The 16,728-nt window shown below is 62.0% G+C and carries 12 protein-coding genes; 3 read left to right on the forward strand and 9 right to left on the reverse strand.

Annotation, left to right across the window (positions count from 1 at the left end):
- From ACODTD_RS06835 to ACODTD_RS06875, 9 genes are all read right to left on the reverse strand, one after another.
- Positions 1–1,023 (reverse strand): ABC transporter permease, encoded by a 1,023-nt coding sequence (locus ACODTD_RS06835; protein ID WP_489104629.1) that lies wholly within the window; start codon positions 1,021–1,023, stop codon positions 1–3.
- Positions 1,023–2,087, reverse strand: a complete 1,065-nt coding sequence (locus tag ACODTD_RS06840) for a microcin C ABC transporter permease YejB (RefSeq protein ID WP_489104630.1) — start codon at positions 2,085–2,087, stop codon at positions 1,023–1,025. The genes ACODTD_RS06835 and ACODTD_RS06840 overlap by 1 nt, the downstream gene beginning before the upstream one ends.
- The gene (locus ACODTD_RS06845) at positions 2,074–3,927 is read right to left on the reverse strand and encodes an extracellular solute-binding protein (protein ID WP_489104631.1); all 1,854 of its coding nucleotides are present in this window, start codon (positions 3,925–3,927) and stop codon (positions 2,074–2,076) included. Before ACODTD_RS06845 ends, ACODTD_RS06840 begins: the two co-directional genes overlap by 14 nt.
- A 114-nt stretch (positions 3,928–4,041) precedes the next feature.
- On the reverse strand, positions 4,042–6,696 hold the full coding sequence (locus ACODTD_RS06850) for a TonB-dependent receptor (protein ID WP_489104632.1): 2,655 nt from the start codon (positions 6,694–6,696) through the stop codon (positions 4,042–4,044).
- Positions 6,697–6,814: 118 nt separating this feature from the next.
- The gene (locus tag ACODTD_RS06855) at positions 6,815–7,318 is read right to left on the reverse strand and encodes an RES family NAD+ phosphorylase (RefSeq protein ID WP_011334506.1); all 504 of its coding nucleotides are present in this window, start codon (positions 7,316–7,318) and stop codon (positions 6,815–6,817) included.
- Complete coding sequence (locus ACODTD_RS06860) at positions 7,315–7,806, reverse strand: antitoxin Xre/MbcA/ParS toxin-binding domain-containing protein (RefSeq protein WP_201819331.1); 492 nt, start codon at positions 7,804–7,806, stop codon at positions 7,315–7,317. Before ACODTD_RS06860 ends, ACODTD_RS06855 begins: the two co-directional genes overlap by 4 nt.
- Before the next feature lie 254 nt (positions 7,807–8,060).
- Positions 8,061–10,982, reverse strand: coding sequence for a TonB-dependent receptor domain-containing protein (locus ACODTD_RS06865; protein WP_489104633.1), 2,922 nt, complete (start codon positions 10,980–10,982; stop codon positions 8,061–8,063).
- A gap of 91 nt (positions 10,983–11,073) precedes the next feature.
- Positions 11,074–12,021: a FecR domain-containing protein gene (locus ACODTD_RS06870; RefSeq protein ID WP_201819298.1), complete on the reverse strand. Its 948-nt coding sequence runs from the start codon at positions 12,019–12,021 to the stop codon at positions 11,074–11,076.
- A complete protein-coding gene (locus tag ACODTD_RS06875) occupies positions 12,018–12,524 on the reverse strand; it encodes a sigma-70 family RNA polymerase sigma factor (protein ID WP_011334510.1) in 507 nt (168 codons plus the stop codon). Before ACODTD_RS06875 ends, ACODTD_RS06870 begins: the two co-directional genes overlap by 4 nt.
- A gap of 298 nt (positions 12,525–12,822) precedes the next feature.
- Here ACODTD_RS06875 and ACODTD_RS06880 point away from each other — a divergent pair, with 298 nt between their 5' ends.
- The 3 genes from ACODTD_RS06880 (at position 12,823) to ACODTD_RS06890 (ending at position 16,720) form a co-directional block, all read left to right on the forward strand.
- Entirely contained in the window at positions 12,823–14,541 is a 1,719-nt protein-coding gene (locus tag ACODTD_RS06880; protein ID WP_489104634.1) for a hydrogenase maturation protein, read from the forward strand.
- A 60-nt stretch (positions 14,542–14,601) separates the two neighbouring features.
- Positions 14,602–15,465: a LysR family transcriptional regulator gene (locus tag ACODTD_RS06885; protein ID WP_041475306.1), complete on the forward strand. Its 864-nt coding sequence runs from the start codon at positions 14,602–14,604 to the stop codon at positions 15,463–15,465.
- 109 nt (positions 15,466–15,574) lie between these two features.
- Positions 15,575–16,720: an SRPBCC family protein gene (locus tag ACODTD_RS06890; RefSeq protein ID WP_489104635.1), complete on the forward strand. Its 1,146-nt coding sequence runs from the start codon at positions 15,575–15,577 to the stop codon at positions 16,718–16,720.
- Positions 16,721–16,728 lie beyond the last annotated feature (8 nt).

Here is a 16,728-nt window from a genome sequence, read left to right on the forward strand (position 1 = left end):
TCAAGTCCTGGGGTCGAAGGCATCTCGGCAGGCTTCGCCGATGAATACGAGTAGAGAAAGAATCAGCGCCAGGGCAAAAAATGCCGTCAGGCCCAACCACGGTGCTTGCAGATTGTTCTTGCCCTGGCCGATCAACTCGCCCAGCGAAGCGCTGCCGGCGGGCATGCCGAAGCCGAGAAAATCCAGCGCCGACAACGTGGCAATTGCCCCGGTCAGAATGAACGGCAGGTACGTCAACGTCGCACTCATGGCATTGGGCAGAATGTGCCGCACGATCACCTGCACGTCGCCGACACCCAGCGCCCGCGCCGCTTTCACGTACTCGAGCCCCCGGCTGCGCAGGAACTCGGCGCGCACCACGTCCACCAGACTCAGCCAGGAAAAAAGCGCCATGATCCCCAGCAACCACCAGAAATTCGGCTCGACGAAACCCGACAGAATGATCAGCAGATAGAGCACCGGCAGCCCCGACCAGACCTCCAGCAAGCGCTGGCCGAGCAAGTCGACCCAGCCGCCGTAATAGCCCTGCAAGGCACCGGCGGCGATGCCGATCAACGCGCTCACCGCCGTCAACGCCAGGGCGAACAATAGCGAGACCCGCGTGCCGAATATCACCCGCGCCAGCACATCCCGCGCCTGATCGTCGGTGCCCAGCCAGTTTTCAGCGGTGGGCGGGCTCGGGGCCGGTTCGCTGAGGTCGTAGTTGGCCGTGTCGAAGCCGAACGGGATCGGCGCAAACCACATCCGTCCGCCCTGCCCCTCGATCAATTCACGCACCTGGGCGCTGCGGTAGTCGGGCTGGAACGGCAGCTCACCGCCGAAATCCTGCTCGGTGTAGCGTTTGAACGCCGGGAAAAACCATTCGCCCTGATACGTCACCAGCAACGGTTTGTCATTGGCGACCAGTTCGCCGCCCAGGCTCAGGCCGAACAGCGCGAGAAACAGCCATAACGACCACCAGCCGCGCCGATGGGCCTTGAACCGCGCCCAGCGGCGCTGTCCGATGGGAGAAAGCGTCGGCATCAGGCAGTCCTCGCGGTGAAGTCGATGCGCGGATCGAGCAGCGTGTAACACAGGTCGCCCAACAGTTTTATCAAGAGCCCGAACAGGGTGAAGATGAACAGCGAACCGAACACCACCGGGTAATCCCGCGACACCGCCGCCTCGTAGCTCAGGCGGCCGAGACCGTCGAGGGAGAAGATCACTTCGATCAGCAACGAGCCGCCGAAAAACACCGTGACCAACGCCTGAGGCAATCCGGCCACCACCAGCAGCATCGCGTTGCGAAACACATGCCCGTACAACACCTGTCGTTCGCTCAGGCCTTTGGCTCGGGCCGTGACCACGTACAGCCGCGAGATCTCGTTGAGGAAGCTGTTCTTGGTCAGGATCGTCAGCGTTGCAAACCCACCGATCACCAACGCGCTGACCGGCAACACCAAATGCCAGAAGTAGTCAGCAACCTTGCCCCACAGCGACAGCTCGACGAAGTTGTCCGAGACCAGCCCTCGCACCGGGAACCAGTCCAGCGCCGTACCGCCGGCGAACACCACGATCAGCAGCAGCGCAAACAGAAATCCCGGCATCGCGTAGCCGATGATGATCGCCGCGCTGCTCCAGACATCGAACGCCGAACCGTTGTGCACCGCCTTGCGAATGCCCAGCGGAATCGATACCAGATAAGTGATCAGCGTCGCCCACAATCCCAACGACAAGGTCACCGGCAGCTTCTGCCAGATCAGCTCGGTCACCGACGCACCCCGGAAGAAACTCTTGCCGAAATCCAGTTGCGCATAGCTCTTGAGCATCAGCCACAAGCGCTCGCCGGTGCTTTTATCGAAGCCGTACTGGCGCTCGATCTCGGCCACCAGTTTCGGGTCCAGCCCACGGGTCGCGCGGGACTCGCCGCCAATGCTTTCGACATGACTGGCACCCACCGCCGCACCGACACCGATCCCCTGCAATCGGGCGATGGCTTGTTCGACCGGGCCACCGGGCGCGGCCTGCACGATCACGAAGTTCACCAGCAGAATCGCCAGCAAGGTTGGCACGATCAGCAGCAGACGCCGCAGGCTATAACCCCACATGGGCGGCGTACTCCTTTTGCTGTTGCTGCATTTGCGTCGAGGTCAGCGCGGTCGGACTGATTTCCCACCAGGTGTCGAGGCCGGCGTCGTACAGCGGCGCAATCGCCGGGCGACCGAAACGGTTCCACCACACCGTGGAAATCCCTGGCGGGTAATAGTTGGGAATCCAGTAATAGCCCCACTGCAACACCCGATCCAGCGCATGGGCGTGGCGCAGAAGGCTCTCGCGATTGTCGGCCTGCACCACGCCTTCAAGCAGCGCATCCACCGCCGGGTCGCGCAGCACCATGTAGTTGTTGGAGCCGGGATCATCAGCGCCGTCGGAGCCGAAATAGTTGAACAGCTCGCGCCCCGGTGCCTGACTCACCGGGTAACCGACCACGATCATGTCGTAGTCGCGGCTGCGTACGCGGTTGGTGTATTGCGCGGTGTCGACCTGACGAATATCGAAGCCGATGCCGATCTGCGCCAGGTTGCGTTTGAACGGCAGCAGCAGACGCTCGAACCCCTTCTGGCCGTTGAGAAAGGTGAATCGCAGCGGATCGCCGGCGGCATTCACCAGTTGATCGCCTCGGGGTTTCCAGCCGGCGGCCTCCAACAGTTTCAGCGCCTGCAACTGTTGCGCGCGGACGTTGCCGCTGCCGTCGGTGCGCGGCGCCTCGAACACTTGACTGAAGACTTCATCGGGAATCTTGCCGCGCCACGGTTCGAGGATTTTCAGCTCTTCGGCATCCGGCAGTTCGGTGGCCGACAACGCACTGTGGGAAAAGAAGCTGCGCTGACGCAGGTACATACTGCGCATCATCTGCCGGTTGCTCCATTCGAAATCCCAGAGCATGGCGATCGCCTGCCGCACCCGGCGATCCTGAAACACCGGCTTCTGCAAGTTGAACACAAAGCCTTGGGCACCTTGCGCGGCCCCGGGTGCGAGGTGTTCGCGCAGCAACTTGCCCTGCTCCAGCGCCGCGCCGGCGTAACCGATGGTGTAACTGGTGGCGGAGAATTCGCGGTTGTAATCGAAGCCACCGGCCTTGAGCACTTGTCGCGACACGTCCGTGTCGGCAAAGAACTCCACGCTCAATTGATCGAAGTTGTAGAGCCCGCGAGTGATCGGCAGATCCCTGCCCCACCAATCCTTGATCCGCTGAAATTTCACGCTGCGCCCGGCGTCCACCGCGCTGACCTTGTACGGCCCGCTGCCCGGCGGAATCTCGAAGCCTGCGCCATCGGCGAAATTGCGTGTGCGCCACCAGTGCTCGGGCAGCACCGGCAACGTCGCCAGATCCAGCGGCAATGTGCGGCTCTCGTTGTTCTTGAACACGAAACGCACCTGGGTCGGCGACTCGACCTGCACCTCGGCGACATCGCGAAACTGTTGGCGATATTTGAGGCTGCCCTGAGTGGTGAACAGCTCGAAGGTGTAGCGCACGTCTTCGGCGGTGATCGGCGTGCCGTCCTCGAACCGAGCCTTGGGGTTCAGGTAAAAGCGCAGCCAGCGCCGGTCCGCGTCCAGCTCCATCCGGTGGGCGACCAGACCGTAGACACTGTAAGGCTCGTCCTTGCTGCGATAGGCCAGCGGCGCGTAGAGCCAGCCGTCTATGTCGGCAACGCCGGTGCCTTTGTCGATGTAGGGAATCAGGTGATCGAACGGGCCGCTCTCCAGCGAAGAGCGGCGCAAGGTTCCACCCTTGGGGGCGTCGGGGTTGGCGTAGGCCAGGTGCTGGAAGTCCGGGGCGTATTTCGGGGCTTCGCCGTAGACCGTGAGGGCGTGTTGGGGCGCCGCGAACAGCACCGGGCTCAGCGACAGACCGACGCTGAACAGAATGACTCTGGAAAACATGGGCAGATCCTTTCACCACGTGCCTGCCTGATGGTGATGTGCAACAGGCCGGGCCTTTTTATAGGTCGGGGGTTAGAACGATGTGTTACTAAAACCCGCCCCGACCTATCTTTCTCAGAACTTGTAATTGATCCGCGTGTACAGCGTGCGGCCAAACGGGTCGCCGTATTTCGGGTCGTAGCCGCTCTGGAACGTGTAGGTCTGGTTGCTGAATGGCGGCTCGCGGTCGAACAGGTTTTTCACCCCGAGGGTCACCGCCAGGGTCTTGCGCCAGATATAGGTGCCGGCCACGTCCCAGACGTTGTACGAGCCGACGTAATCGTGAGTCTCGCGATCAGAGTCGTGGTAACCGCTGGTGTAGCGGTTGGTCAGGCTGGCACCGAGCGGACCGTAGTTCCAGCTGCCGGTCAGGCTGTGACGCCAACGAGCCACGGCGCCGGCCGAGGCAAAGTCGCCGCCACGAAAATCGCCGAGCTTGTCGATGTAGTCGCCCTTGAGCTGCTGCTGATAGTCGTAACGGGTGACGTAAGTGCCTTGCAGGCCAATGCCGAAATCGCCATACGGTGTGCTCGGCAGGCGATAGTCGAAGCTCACGTCGACGCCGTTGGTCTTGATCTTGCCGAGGTTGGCGAGGCCGGTGACGATGTGATCGATGGAACCATCAGGCTTGCGGATCAGGCGCTCCGGGTACAGCTCCGGGTTTTCGAACACCGCCGATTCTGGGAATTCGGCGATCTGGTTGGCGATGTCGATCCACCAGAAATCCAGCCCGGTGGTCAGTCGATCGAACGGCTGATAAACGAAACCGAGGGTGACGTTGCGTGCGGTTTCCGGGCTCAGGTCGGTGTTGCCGCCGGAGGTGCGATTGAACTGCTGGGCGCAGTCGCGGTTGGCGATCCCGCCGTTGCTCGGGTTGCCACCGGCGCACAGGCGCGGGTCGTTGTAGTTGGCATTGGTGAACGAGGTGAACGTCGGGTTGTACAACTCATAAAGCGACGGCGCACGGAAGCCTTCACTGTAGGCACCACGCACCACCAGCTCCTTGAACGGCTGGAAGCGGAACGAGTATTTCGGGTTGGTGGTGCTGCCAAAGTCGCTGTATTTGTCGTGGCGCACGGCGGCGGATAATTCAAGGCTGTCGAGCACCGGCACGTTGACCTCGGCGTATTGGGCCGAGACGCTGCGATCCCCTTTTACGCTGCCATTGGGATCAACACCCAGGCTCTGCACGTCGCCGGCAAACGCGGCGAAATCCTGGTGGAAATCTTCCTTGCGGTATTCACCGCCCAGCGCCAGCGCCGAAGGCCCTGCACCGAACCAGTCGCCGATCTCGCGGCTGATGCGCCCGTCAATCGCCTTGACCCGGCCCACTGCTGTTGCGTAATCGCCGTCTACCTCATTGTCCGCCAACAATGCTGAACCGGCAGCAGTCTGTGGACCGAACGGGTTGATCACACCGTTGGCGATGCCCTGGCTGACGGCACGGTCGTTCACGTAACCGCTGCGAATCGTGTTGACCACCTTGTTCTGGTTGTACGACGCGCCGAGGTTGTAATCCCACCCCACCAGCGTGCCATCGAAGCTCAACAGCAGGCGCTGACCCGTGTTGTCATCTTCATGCTGCCGGGCACCGACGGCAGTTTCGCGCCAATTCACGTCCACCGGTTGCGTCGGGTCGAGGGCGAAACCGCTCGGGCCGGGCGTAATGCCGTTACCCGGATAGAACGCCGTGCCAGGATTGACCTGATTGCCCATCAAAGTGCCGGGGCCGATCTGCGTCCGGTTTTCATTGCGCGCCCAGAAGTATTCGAGGCTGACGTTGTGATCATCCGACAGCTTGCCGGTGGCCTTGGCGAACGCGGAGGTCTTTTCGGTTTCCGGCACCAGATCCAGGTAATTCCACAGGCTCTGGCGGCAGATGCCGTTGCGTGACAACAGCCCCGGCGCATTGCAACCGGAACCGGCCAGCGGGTTGGTGGCGTTACTGCCCTGGCTCCAGTTGGCGGGCGATGCCGTGCCGGAGGTGTAATCGAGTCCGCGTCCCGGCTGGTAGTTATAGGTGTAGCCGCGATCGTCGGCCGCCAGGCGATTCTGCTTGTCGTAGCTCACCACGCCGAAAACGTTGAAGCGATCGTCCTGCAAATCACCAAAACCCCAGCTGCCGCTGAAGTTGCGGCTTTCACCGCCACCGGAATGGGTCGGCGTATCGTAATTGGTGCTGATCTGGCCTTCGGTGAGGCTGGTCTTGGTGATGAAGTTGATCACCCCACCGATGGCATCGGTGCCATACAACGCCGAGGCGCCGTCGCGCAGCACCTCCACCCGGTCGATGGCGGCGAACGGGATGGTGTTGAGGTCGACGCCAGAGCCATTGATCGCATTGGTCGCGTTGTTGCTCAGACGCCGACCGTTGAGCAGCACCAAAGTCTTGTTCGGGCCAATGCCACGCAAGTCCGCATAAGACGCGCCGCCGCTGGAAGAACCCACCGAACGCCCGGAGCCTACGGACGACTGGTTGGCAGAGATACGGCTTACCAGCTCTTCGGTGGTGGTCACGCCCTGCTTCTGCAATTCCTCGACCCGCAGGATGGTGACAGGCACAGCGGTTTCGGCATCGACCCGGCGAATCGCGGTGCCGGTGACTTCGACCCGTTGCAATTGGGTGGTCGGTTCTGTCGCACTGCTGTCGGCAGCGACAGCCGGCAACGTGTTGATCGCCAGCAGCAAGGCCAGGCTCAAAGGGGATTTAACGGGTGAAAAATGGATCATGAACAGCCATCCCTGCGTTTTGGTTTATGCAGGGATGTGCGATGGCGGATGACGATTTATAGGGTGCGATTTAGACCGTTGGGTGCTGAGGTTATGCAAAATGCGGCATGACGCTTCATCAGACCAACGCCATTTCCGCGAGTAAGCGGGTATCGAGGCCGAACCGCTCCTGCGAGACCATCCTGAACTGCCCTTCTGCCAGGTCGCAGCTCACTAGCAAGTTCCACGAATGGCGGGTTGCCGCCGACGGAATCAATACAAACGGGTGCTCGGCCAGCAACGCGTCGGCGAACAATTGCTGATTGGGTGAAGGCTGTGCAGGGCTCAGCCAGTAAGGGTTCGGCACCTCTTCGGGCTGCACGATTTTCACCTTCGCGTCGCTGATGACCTCAAAGCACGTCAATACATAAGGTTCGCGGTCCAGGGCATCAAAACTGCGGTTGGCTGCCACCTCCAGAATGGCCGAGGAAGGATCGACTGAGGCGTAGACGACGCGTCGTCCGGGTATATTCCAGCGACCGCCTTTCAACTTCGATCCAATCCCGCTGTCCCACGTGCCTCCGTAAACCTCGGGATCCAGCCGCCAGGCATACCAATGCTTGTCCCACGGCAAGGGGTTCATGGGTAAACCCCGTAGATAAGCTGCTGCAAATACTGCTCGACCATCTGAAAACCCAATGGATGCAAGGTCAACTCCAGCGGCACATGACCGTGAAAATAGGTAGAGGGTTTCTGCAGCCAATCCTCCGCCCGTGGTTGCCCCCCGAAGGCCCGAATGGCCAACTCCAGCACCAACGCATATTGGTAGGCGATGACACTCTGCTGCGGGTCAAGTCGTACCGGTTTTCCTTCCTTCAGCAGCCGCCGAACCGTTCTGACCGACTTGCCAGTGATGAGTTTGACCACGTCGCCTTGCTGGTAAAGCTCGGAGGTTGAAAGCATGTCGACGACGTCGTTCAACTCGAAACCTTCATCGGTAAGGTGAACAATCAGCAGGGCGTCATCACCGATGTTTTGGCCATGCACGAGCAATTCGACAGGTTTGCCCTCAACCTTCTTCAAGCCCGCCAACCGGGTTACTTTTGCGCTGGGCAACGCGACATCCTCCATGGGGCACCTGGCACGGTCATCGCGCCACTGTTGGCGTGCGGAATAAGCCGGCGTTTCGTATTCGAGGTGTGCAGTTCGCATGATCAATCCATTATCAGAGGCCTGAGTAATCAGGCCGTTAACGACTTCAATGTCATCGCCGATGCTATAGATCACGCTTCCGACGACCAACCTGAAAAAGTCGTCGGAAATATCCCTGCTTTCACATGAAACCCGGCAACTTCCGTAGGACGTTGTCGGGCGTCATTACGTATTCAACTCCCGAAGTGATAACTCACATCCAGCCACCACTGGCGCCCGTACGGGTCGTAGTTGCCGGTCGGGTAATAAGGCCACCCCGCCGAGTCGTCATGCTTGACCTGGTTGAGCACGTTGTTCACGGTCAGCCCGACGCTTGCCCGGTCGTTGAGCTTGTAGCGTGCACTGGCATTGAACACCGTCCACGGCGACAGACGCCCGTCGCCCGCGCCGTTGGTGACCGAGCCGTAGCGAATCCCCATCAATGTTGCCGTGGCCTTCTGGTAATCCCAGGTCAGGCTGGCGTTGACCTTGCTGCGCCAGTCGTAGTTGGTACGCGAGGTGCGCCAGTCCTGGGTCGGGGCTTCGTCCGACTCCTTGTAGTAATGCGAGAGCACCAGGGTGTAGCCCAGCGCCGAACTGAACGCGCCGTACTGCCCGGCGCCCCAGCGGATGTTGCTCTTGAAGTCCAGGCCGCTGACCCGTTCGCTGGCGGCGTTGATCGCGTTCACCCGCACCCGCTGCAACTGATTGGGATCGACGGCCGCATTGCCGGGATTGCGATCGACGCGCGCCAGGGTCGACTGGCAGTTGGCCGAGTTGATGTCCTGGGTGCCATTGCGGCATTCGTTCTCTTGCTGCAGCAGACGGTTTTCGTCGACGGTGGTCAGCAGGTCATCGATCTCGACTCGCCAGAAATCCGTCGAGAAGTCAAAGTTGCGCGAGGGTGACCAGACGAAACCGTAGGTCCAGGATTTACCGCGTTCGGATTCCAGATCCGCCGTGCCGCTCTGGGTGTAATCGACCCGCCCGCGATCACAGGCGCCCTCCACGCCCTGGCTGCAACCGTAATAGTCGATCTGCGCCGGGTAGTAGCCGTTGCTGTCGGACTGATAGATGTAGTTCAGGTCCGGGGCGCGGAAACTGGTGCCGTAGCTGCCGCGCACCAGCAGGCTGTTCACCGGCCGCCATTCCAGGCCGAGGTTGTAGGTTTTCTGTTGTTCGGTGCGGCCGCTGAATTTGTATTGGTCCCAGCGCCCCGCCGCTGTCGCCAGCACCGTGTCGGTGACCGGAATGCTGAACTCGCCACCGGCCGCATAACGCTTGCGCGAGCCGCCGGAGCTTTGCGCAGGCGTCACGCCGTAGAAACTGCCGTCGTTGAGGCTGTCATCCGGGTCGATACGATATTCCTGCTTGCCCGCCTCCAGCACCCCGGCGAATCCCACCGGGCCAGCCGGCAGATCAAACAACTCGCCGTTGACCGACGCGTTGTAGCTGGTGGAAACCGACTTGCTGCTCTGCGTCAGGTTGCCGCGAAACTGCTCCCACTCCTGGGTTGTCAGTGGCCGGTCAAGGCGCGAGGCATCCGGCGCGAACACCGGATAACCGTCGCGGGTGCCCAGCTGCGGGCCGAGGTAGAAATCCTGGATCGACGAAAGCGGCGTGTAACGCGTGGTGCGCACGCTTTTATATTCAGACCGGTTGGCTGCCAGTTCATAGTTCCACCCGGTGTCGGCGATCTTGTCCGAGAGGCCCAAGGTGCCGGTCCATGAGGTATCGCGCCACTTGCTGTTGTTGCTGGTGCGTCCGCCGATTTCCTCTTCGCCGAAGCGGCGGTACCAGCGCTCCAGATTGCCGCTGTTCTGGTTGATGAAGTCCGGCGAGGTGAAGCTCGGGCCGCGTGTGTTGTTCTGGATGTGATCGAGGCCGTACATCAGGTCGGCGAAGACCTGACCACTGTCGCTGAAATGCCAGGTGCCACGGGTGTAGCCGTCGTAGTTTTCCTTTTGCGTCTGCACCGTCCAGTAATCGTTGTACATCTGGTCGGTGCGGCAGCGCCCGCCGCTGTTGAAGAGCTTGTTATCGAACGTGCCCTGATAGGCACCGCAGCCGGGTCCCAAATAGCGGTTGTTGGTCAGGTCGCGACGGTAGCCGACATCCGCCAGGGGCCCGCTCTGCATGAAGCCGCGATCATCGGCCCAGATCGGATCGCGGTGGGTCAGTTCGAGTCCGAACAAACCGTCGAAGTCGCCCCAACTGCCGCCGCCGCTGATCTGCAAGCGCTGGTTGTCACCGCCGCCGCGCTCGCTGGTGCCGCCCTTGAGATTGACGTCGACGCCATTCATTTTGTCTTTGAGGATGATGTTCACTACCCCGGCAATCGCGTCAGAACCGTAGATCGCCGAGGCGCCGCTGCTGAGCACTTCGATGCGCTCGATGATCGCCGATGGAATGTTCGCCAGGTTGGTGAAGTTGACCTTGCCGTCGTATGGCGTCGGATAATCGGCGACCCGTCGGCCATTGATCAGCACCAGCGTGTGGTTGGGCCCGAGGCCGCGCAGGTTGAGGGCGCTGGCGGCCGGTTGCCAGGTGTTGCCGTAGTCTTCGCCCTGGGTCATGCCGGTGTTCTGGGTTTGCGTGGCGAGGGCGTCGTAGACGTTCTTGTAGCCGCGCGCTTCCATTTCTTCGTGGGTGATGACATTGACCGGGGTCGCACCATCGCTCTGGGCGCGGGCGATGCGCGAGCCGGTGACGGTGACTTTTTCCATGCGGTAATCGGCGCTGCTGGCGGGCGCCACGGCTGCGGCCTTGACCGGCGCGGCGCTCGGCGCATCGGCCGGGCGAATGCTCAGGCCCTGAGTGCCCTGCTCGACTTGCAGACCGCTGCCGATCAAGGCTTTCTCTACCGCCTGACGACCACCCAATGCGCCGCGCACCGCACTGCTGCGCTTGCCCTGAACCAGATTCTGACTGAAGGAAATCGGCACGCCAGTCTGGCGCGAGATGTCCAGCAGCACCTCGTCGAGAGCCCCTGCGGCAATGTCGAAGGTAAAGACCTGAGCGGCGGCGTCTTGTGCCTGAACGGCGACCGGAGCCATGCCCGCCACCAGCACGATGGTCAGCGTCAGGCGGGACAATTGTTGTTTGAATGAGAACATCGAGGGGCTTCCCTGTTGAAGGCGTCTGCAGGGAATGAGCAGCGGGCCGGCGCTTTTTATAGGGGGACGGATAGACCGGGAAGTTATGGATTTATAACCGCGCTTCGATGCTAACCCAGTACGCGTTATGCCAAGTGACACGGATCGGCAGCGAACGCTCCAGCAGTTGCAGGGTGCGGTCGCTGTCGTCCAGCGGATAGAGACCGCTGAGACGCAGACCGGCAACCTCCGGACTCAAGTGCAGGATGCCTCGACGGTAGCTGCGCAGGCTGTCGATGACTTCGCTCAAGGGGCGATCGCGTACTTCAAGCCGCCCTTGGACCCAGGCACTTTCCTGCCCGTTGCCGGGTTTCAGCGCGAGGATCTCCTGAGCGTTGAACAGCAGACTTTCGCCCGCCTCCACCACTTGCCGCGCGCCGCTGGCGGTGACCACTTCGACTTGCGAATGCAACATCACCAGCCGCGTCGAATCCTCACCGCGCTGCACCAGGAATTTGGTCCCGAGCGCACGAATCCGCCCATGCTCGGTTTCGACCACAAACGGCCGGGACAGATTTTTCGCCACATCGATCAGCAGTTCACCGCTGCGCAAGTCCAGCAAACGCTCGATGTTGTTGAAGCGTGGCACCACGCGGCTGCGGGCATTCAACGTAAGGGCGCTGCCATCCTCCAGCGTGAATTCCCGACGCTCGCCGGTACCGGTCGACAACTCGCCGGCCTCGGGCAACCAGCCATAACGTCGACCGAGCAAACCGGCCAGCACCGCGATACCGAGCACGCTCAAACTGCCGCTGAGGAATCGACGGCGACTGGACGGCGCATTCAGGCTGTGCAACACACTCTCACGCGGCAAGCCGCGCAGGTTCGCATGACGCAACAGGTTCAGCCCGCCACCCATTTGTTCGATGATCTGCTGATGCCGTGGATCCGCCGTGCGCCAGGCGTCGAAGGCGGCGCGCTCCTGCAGGCTGACGTGCCCCGATTGCAGCAGCGCCATCCATTGCGCCGCTTCGTCGATCAGCGTTTCGTCCGGCCTCATGCCTGCATCGCCTGATAGCAACGCTTGAACGCCTCGACCATGTATTGCTGCACGCGGCTGGTGGACACGCCGAGGCGTTCGCCGATTTCGCTGTAGGTCAGGCCGTCGAGTTGGTGGTAGAGAAACGCCGCCTTGGCCTTGGCCGACAGGCCGTTGAGCAAGCGATCCACCGCCAGCAGCGTTTCGATCACCAATTCCCGTTCCTCGGGCGACGGATGCACCGGTTCCGGCGCCAGCGCCAGGCTTTGCAGATAAGCGCGCTCCAGATCCTGCCGGCGCCAGCCTTCATAGACCAGCCGCCGGGCAATCGTGGTCAACAGCGCACGGGGTTCGCGGATTGCCAGCGGATCGGGCAGCGCCAATACCCGAAGAAAGGTTTCCGAAGCAATGTCCTGTGCGCTGTGCGGGCAACCGAGCGTACGGCTGACCGCCGCGCACAGCCATCGGTAGTCCTTTTGGAACATCTGCCCGATGACCTGGTAATGCGGGTTGTGACTCCCCATGCGTTACTCCCTGAAAACGGGTTCCACCCGCTGCGAAAATCCATGGATACGCCGGGATCTTCCGGCGGTGATCAGGGATGCGACTGTGCAATAGCGCCTGAGACATTTGAAGTAATAAAAAATCAGGATCAGCAAACCTTTGAGAATAAGGCACGTCGTCGCCACGGCAATATTGGCTGACACAACGTTGATCTCGATCAGTGGCGCGAGCCACGCCAGTCACTAACCTTGCGCCTCCATCGATAGCCACGGACGGCTCACAGGGAGCCTGCGGCTGACCTTTCAAGGAAGAACAATCATGCGATCACTCAACATCATTCTTTTGTCGTCGGCGTTCAACGGCCTGACTCAGCGTGCATTGCTGGACCTGCGCCAGGCCGGGCACTCGCCGAGCGTGGTGCTGTTCACCGACGAAGCCGCCGTGTGCGAACAGATTGAAAACAGCGGTGCCGACCTGGTGATCTGCCCGTTCCTCAAGGACCGTGTGCCCCACGCACTGTGGAGCAATCCGCAGCGCCCGGTCGTCATCATCCACCCCGGCATCGTCGGCGATCGCGGTGCCAGCGCACTGGATTGGGCGATCATGCGCGAGCTGCCGTCCTGGGGCGTGACCGCCCTGCAAGCGGTGGAAGAAATGGATGCCGGCCCGGTCTGGGCCACCTGCGAATTCAACCTGCCAACGGGGCTGCGCAAATCCGAGCTGTACAATGGCCGGGTCAGCGACGCGGCGATCTGTTGCATCCGTGAAGTGGTGGAGAAATTCATCGACGGCTTCGTGCCGGTGGCGCTGGACTACAACGATCCGAAAGTGCGCGGGCGTTTGCAGCCGAACATGAAACAGGACGACCGCACCTTCAGCTGGCATGACTGCTCCCGCTTCATCAAACGCTGCATCGATGCGGCGGACGGCCAGCCCGGCGTACTCGCCAGTCTTGCCGGCGGGCAGTATTACGTGTTCGACGCGCACCTCGACCAGCGCACCGGCATGCCCGGCGAAATTCTCGCGGTACACGACGACGCGGTGCTGGTGGCGACCGGTGATCACAGCCTGTGGATCGGCTCGCTACGACGCAAACCGCAACCGGGCGAGGAAACCTTCAAGCGTCCGGCGCGGCATGTACTGGCCGGGCAACTGGCGCACGTGCCGGTGCTGGACTGGTCGATTGCCAACGCGCCGTTCAGCGACGAGCCGTATCAGCCGATCCGCTATCGCGAGTCCGGCCAGGTCGGCGAGCTGACGCTGGAGTTCTACAACGGCGCCATGAGCACCGAACAATGCCGGCGCATGGTCGAGGCGTTGCGCTGGGCCAAGTCCCGCGACACGCACGTACTGTTGATCAAGGGCGGGCGCGGCAGCTTTTCCAACGGCGTACACCTGAACGTGATTCAGGCTGCCGAAGATCCGGGCGCCGAAGCCTGGGCCAATATCCAGGCCATCGATGATGTGTGCGAAGAATTGCTCAGCGCACGGCAACTGGTGGTCAGCGGCGTTACCGGCAATGCCGGGGCCGGTGGCGTGATGCTCGCTCTGGCGGCTGACATCGTGTTTGCCCGCGCCGATATCGTGCTCAATCCGCACTACAAGAGCATGGGGCTGTACGGCTCGGAATACTGGACTTACAGCCTGCCCCGCGCCGTCGGCCCGGCCATGGCGGAACAACTGACTCAAGCCTGTCTGCCGGTCAGCGCTGCGCAGGCGCTGCAACTGGGCATGGTCCAGGAAATCGGCCCGCGCTGCCCGGACGAGTTCTCGCTGTGGCTGCTGCAACGTGCCAACAGTGTGCTGAGCGATCCCACTTATGCGGCGGTGCGGGAGCGCAAGTTGCGGGTCGATCATGTGTTGATTCGTCAGTGCCGCGAGGCGGAGTTGCAGGAGATGCAGGAAGACATGCTGTACAACCGCAATCAGTTTGCCGAGAAGTGCCGGAGTTTTGTTTACAAGCGCAAGACTTGCTGCACGCCGGCGCGGTTGGTGGAGGATTGGGCGCGGGTGCGTGAAGTCGAAGTGGCTGACTGAACAATGACGCGGTCCCGGGGCTGCCCGTACAATGCGGGCACCTCAACCACCGGCCCGCCCATGGACATCGACCTCGCCCGCACCTTTCTGGAAATCGTCCGTCACGGCAGCCTCGCCGCGGCGGCGGAAAAGCTGTTCGTCACGCAAACGGCAATCACCGCCCGCGTCCAGAAACTCGAAAGCCAGTTGGGCAGCACGCTGTTCGTGCGCAACCGTGCCGGTGCGCGGCTGACCGCCAATGGCGAGGCTTTCGTGGTCTACGCCAATCAGCTGGTGCAGACCTGGGAAGCGGCGCGCCGCGACCTGCCCTTGCCCGAGGGCTATCACAACGTGCTGCACATCGGCGGCGAGGTCAGTCTGTGCAACCCGCTGATGCTCAGTTGGGCCGCTGAGCTGCGGGAGAAAATCCCCGGCCACGCTTTGCGCATGGACATCCGCGACGGCGAAAACCTGCTGCGCCAGCTCGAATTGGGGGTGCTCGATGCGGCGCTGGTCTATCAACCGGAATATTGGCCGGGACTGCAGGTCGAGCAGGTGCTGGAGGAGAAACTGATTCTGGTGACCACGCCCGGCCGCCCTGCCCCCTACGTGTACATCGACTGGGGTCCGGACTTCCGTCGCCAGCACGACGCCGCCCTGCCGGAAAAAGCCAAGGCTGCCCTGAGCTTCAACCTCGGCCCGCTGGCCCTGCAATACATTCTGGAGAACGGCGGCAGCGGCTATTTCCGGACCCGGGTCGTGCGCACCTACTTGGAAAGCGGCGCGCTGGAACCGGTGACCAAAGCCCCGGAATTCGGCTATCCGACCTACCTCGTCTACTCCCGCGACCGCGACTCGGCGATCCTGCAACAGGCGTTCGATCTGCTGCGCGAAGTGATCAAGGCCGATGACGACTGGTCGCAGCGCTGGAACCCGTTGAGCTGACGGCCGCTATACACCGGAGCATGGCACTTGTGACCTGAAGGTTGCCCCTGCACAAACGGCGGGATCGGCTACGCTGCCGGGATAACGACAATATCCGCAGGTGAGCGCAGTGAGGCAGACCACCGAGGCATTTCGCAGCCGCTACCGGGCGGCGATCCATCCCCGCTACAACCCGTGGCTGCACGGCGCGTTCGTGCTGCTGTTCGGCGTGCTGGCCATCGGCGCGTTCTGGAGCAGCGTGCACCAGGTGCGGCCGCTGGAATGGCTGACCGTGCCGCTGACCCTGCTGTTCTTCAATTTCGGCGTGTACATGGTGCACCGCCACCTCGGCCACCACAAAAAGCGCTTCGCGCGGATGTTCTACGCCCGGCATGCCGGCGATCATCACAGCTTTTTCACCCCCGGCCACATGACCTACGACGGCCCCCGCGACTGGCGGGTGATCCTGTTCCCGGCCTGGCTGATCGTGCTGCACACGCTGGCGATCACCCTGCCCCTGTGGTGGCTGTTCGCGCAGGTCAACAGCAACGTCGCCGGGCTGTTTGGCGGCTGCATGGTGTTCGGTTACCTGACCTATGAAGTGTTTCATGCCTGCGAGCATCTGCCGCCGCAGAACCCGCTGACCCGCCTGCCGTGGATCCGCCAGATGCGCCGTCTGCACGAATTGCATCACCGTCGCGAGCACATGCAGAAGCGTAATTTCAATATCGTTTTTCCGCTGATGGACTACCTGTTCGGCACCCTCTACCGGGAGCCGGAAACCGCCCCTTTGACCGATTCGAGAACGCCCATGACCCGCATGCAGCACACAGTCGATATCGCCGGCGATCCGATCGCCGTCCTCGCCTACGCCGCCACCGTCAGTCGCTGGCCGGAGTGGCATCCGTCTTCGCTGAAGATCGACGGCCCGAGCGGTGCGTTGCATGCCGGTGCGCGATTCGACGAGGACATCCACGCCGGCGGCCGCGAGGGGCATTTGCGCTGGGAGGTCACCGAATACCTGCCCGGTCGGCGCTGGTGTGCCCGGGCCCAGGGTGACCAGGGTCTGTCATTGCAGCTGACTTATGAATGCTCGGCGCACGACGGTGCCACGCGGTTCGTGCGCACTCTCCACTACCAGTTCGAAGGTATCGGCCTGCGCATCGCCAACCATCTGCTGCTCAAGCGTCGCATCGAGCGCGAATCGGCGACTTCGATGCTGGCCCTGCGCGACATGGCCACCAGGCACCTGGCCCTTGCAGGAGCTCACGTGTGAAGTGGCGC

The sequence above is a fragment of the Pseudomonas sp. FG35 genome, assembly GCF_057809295.1.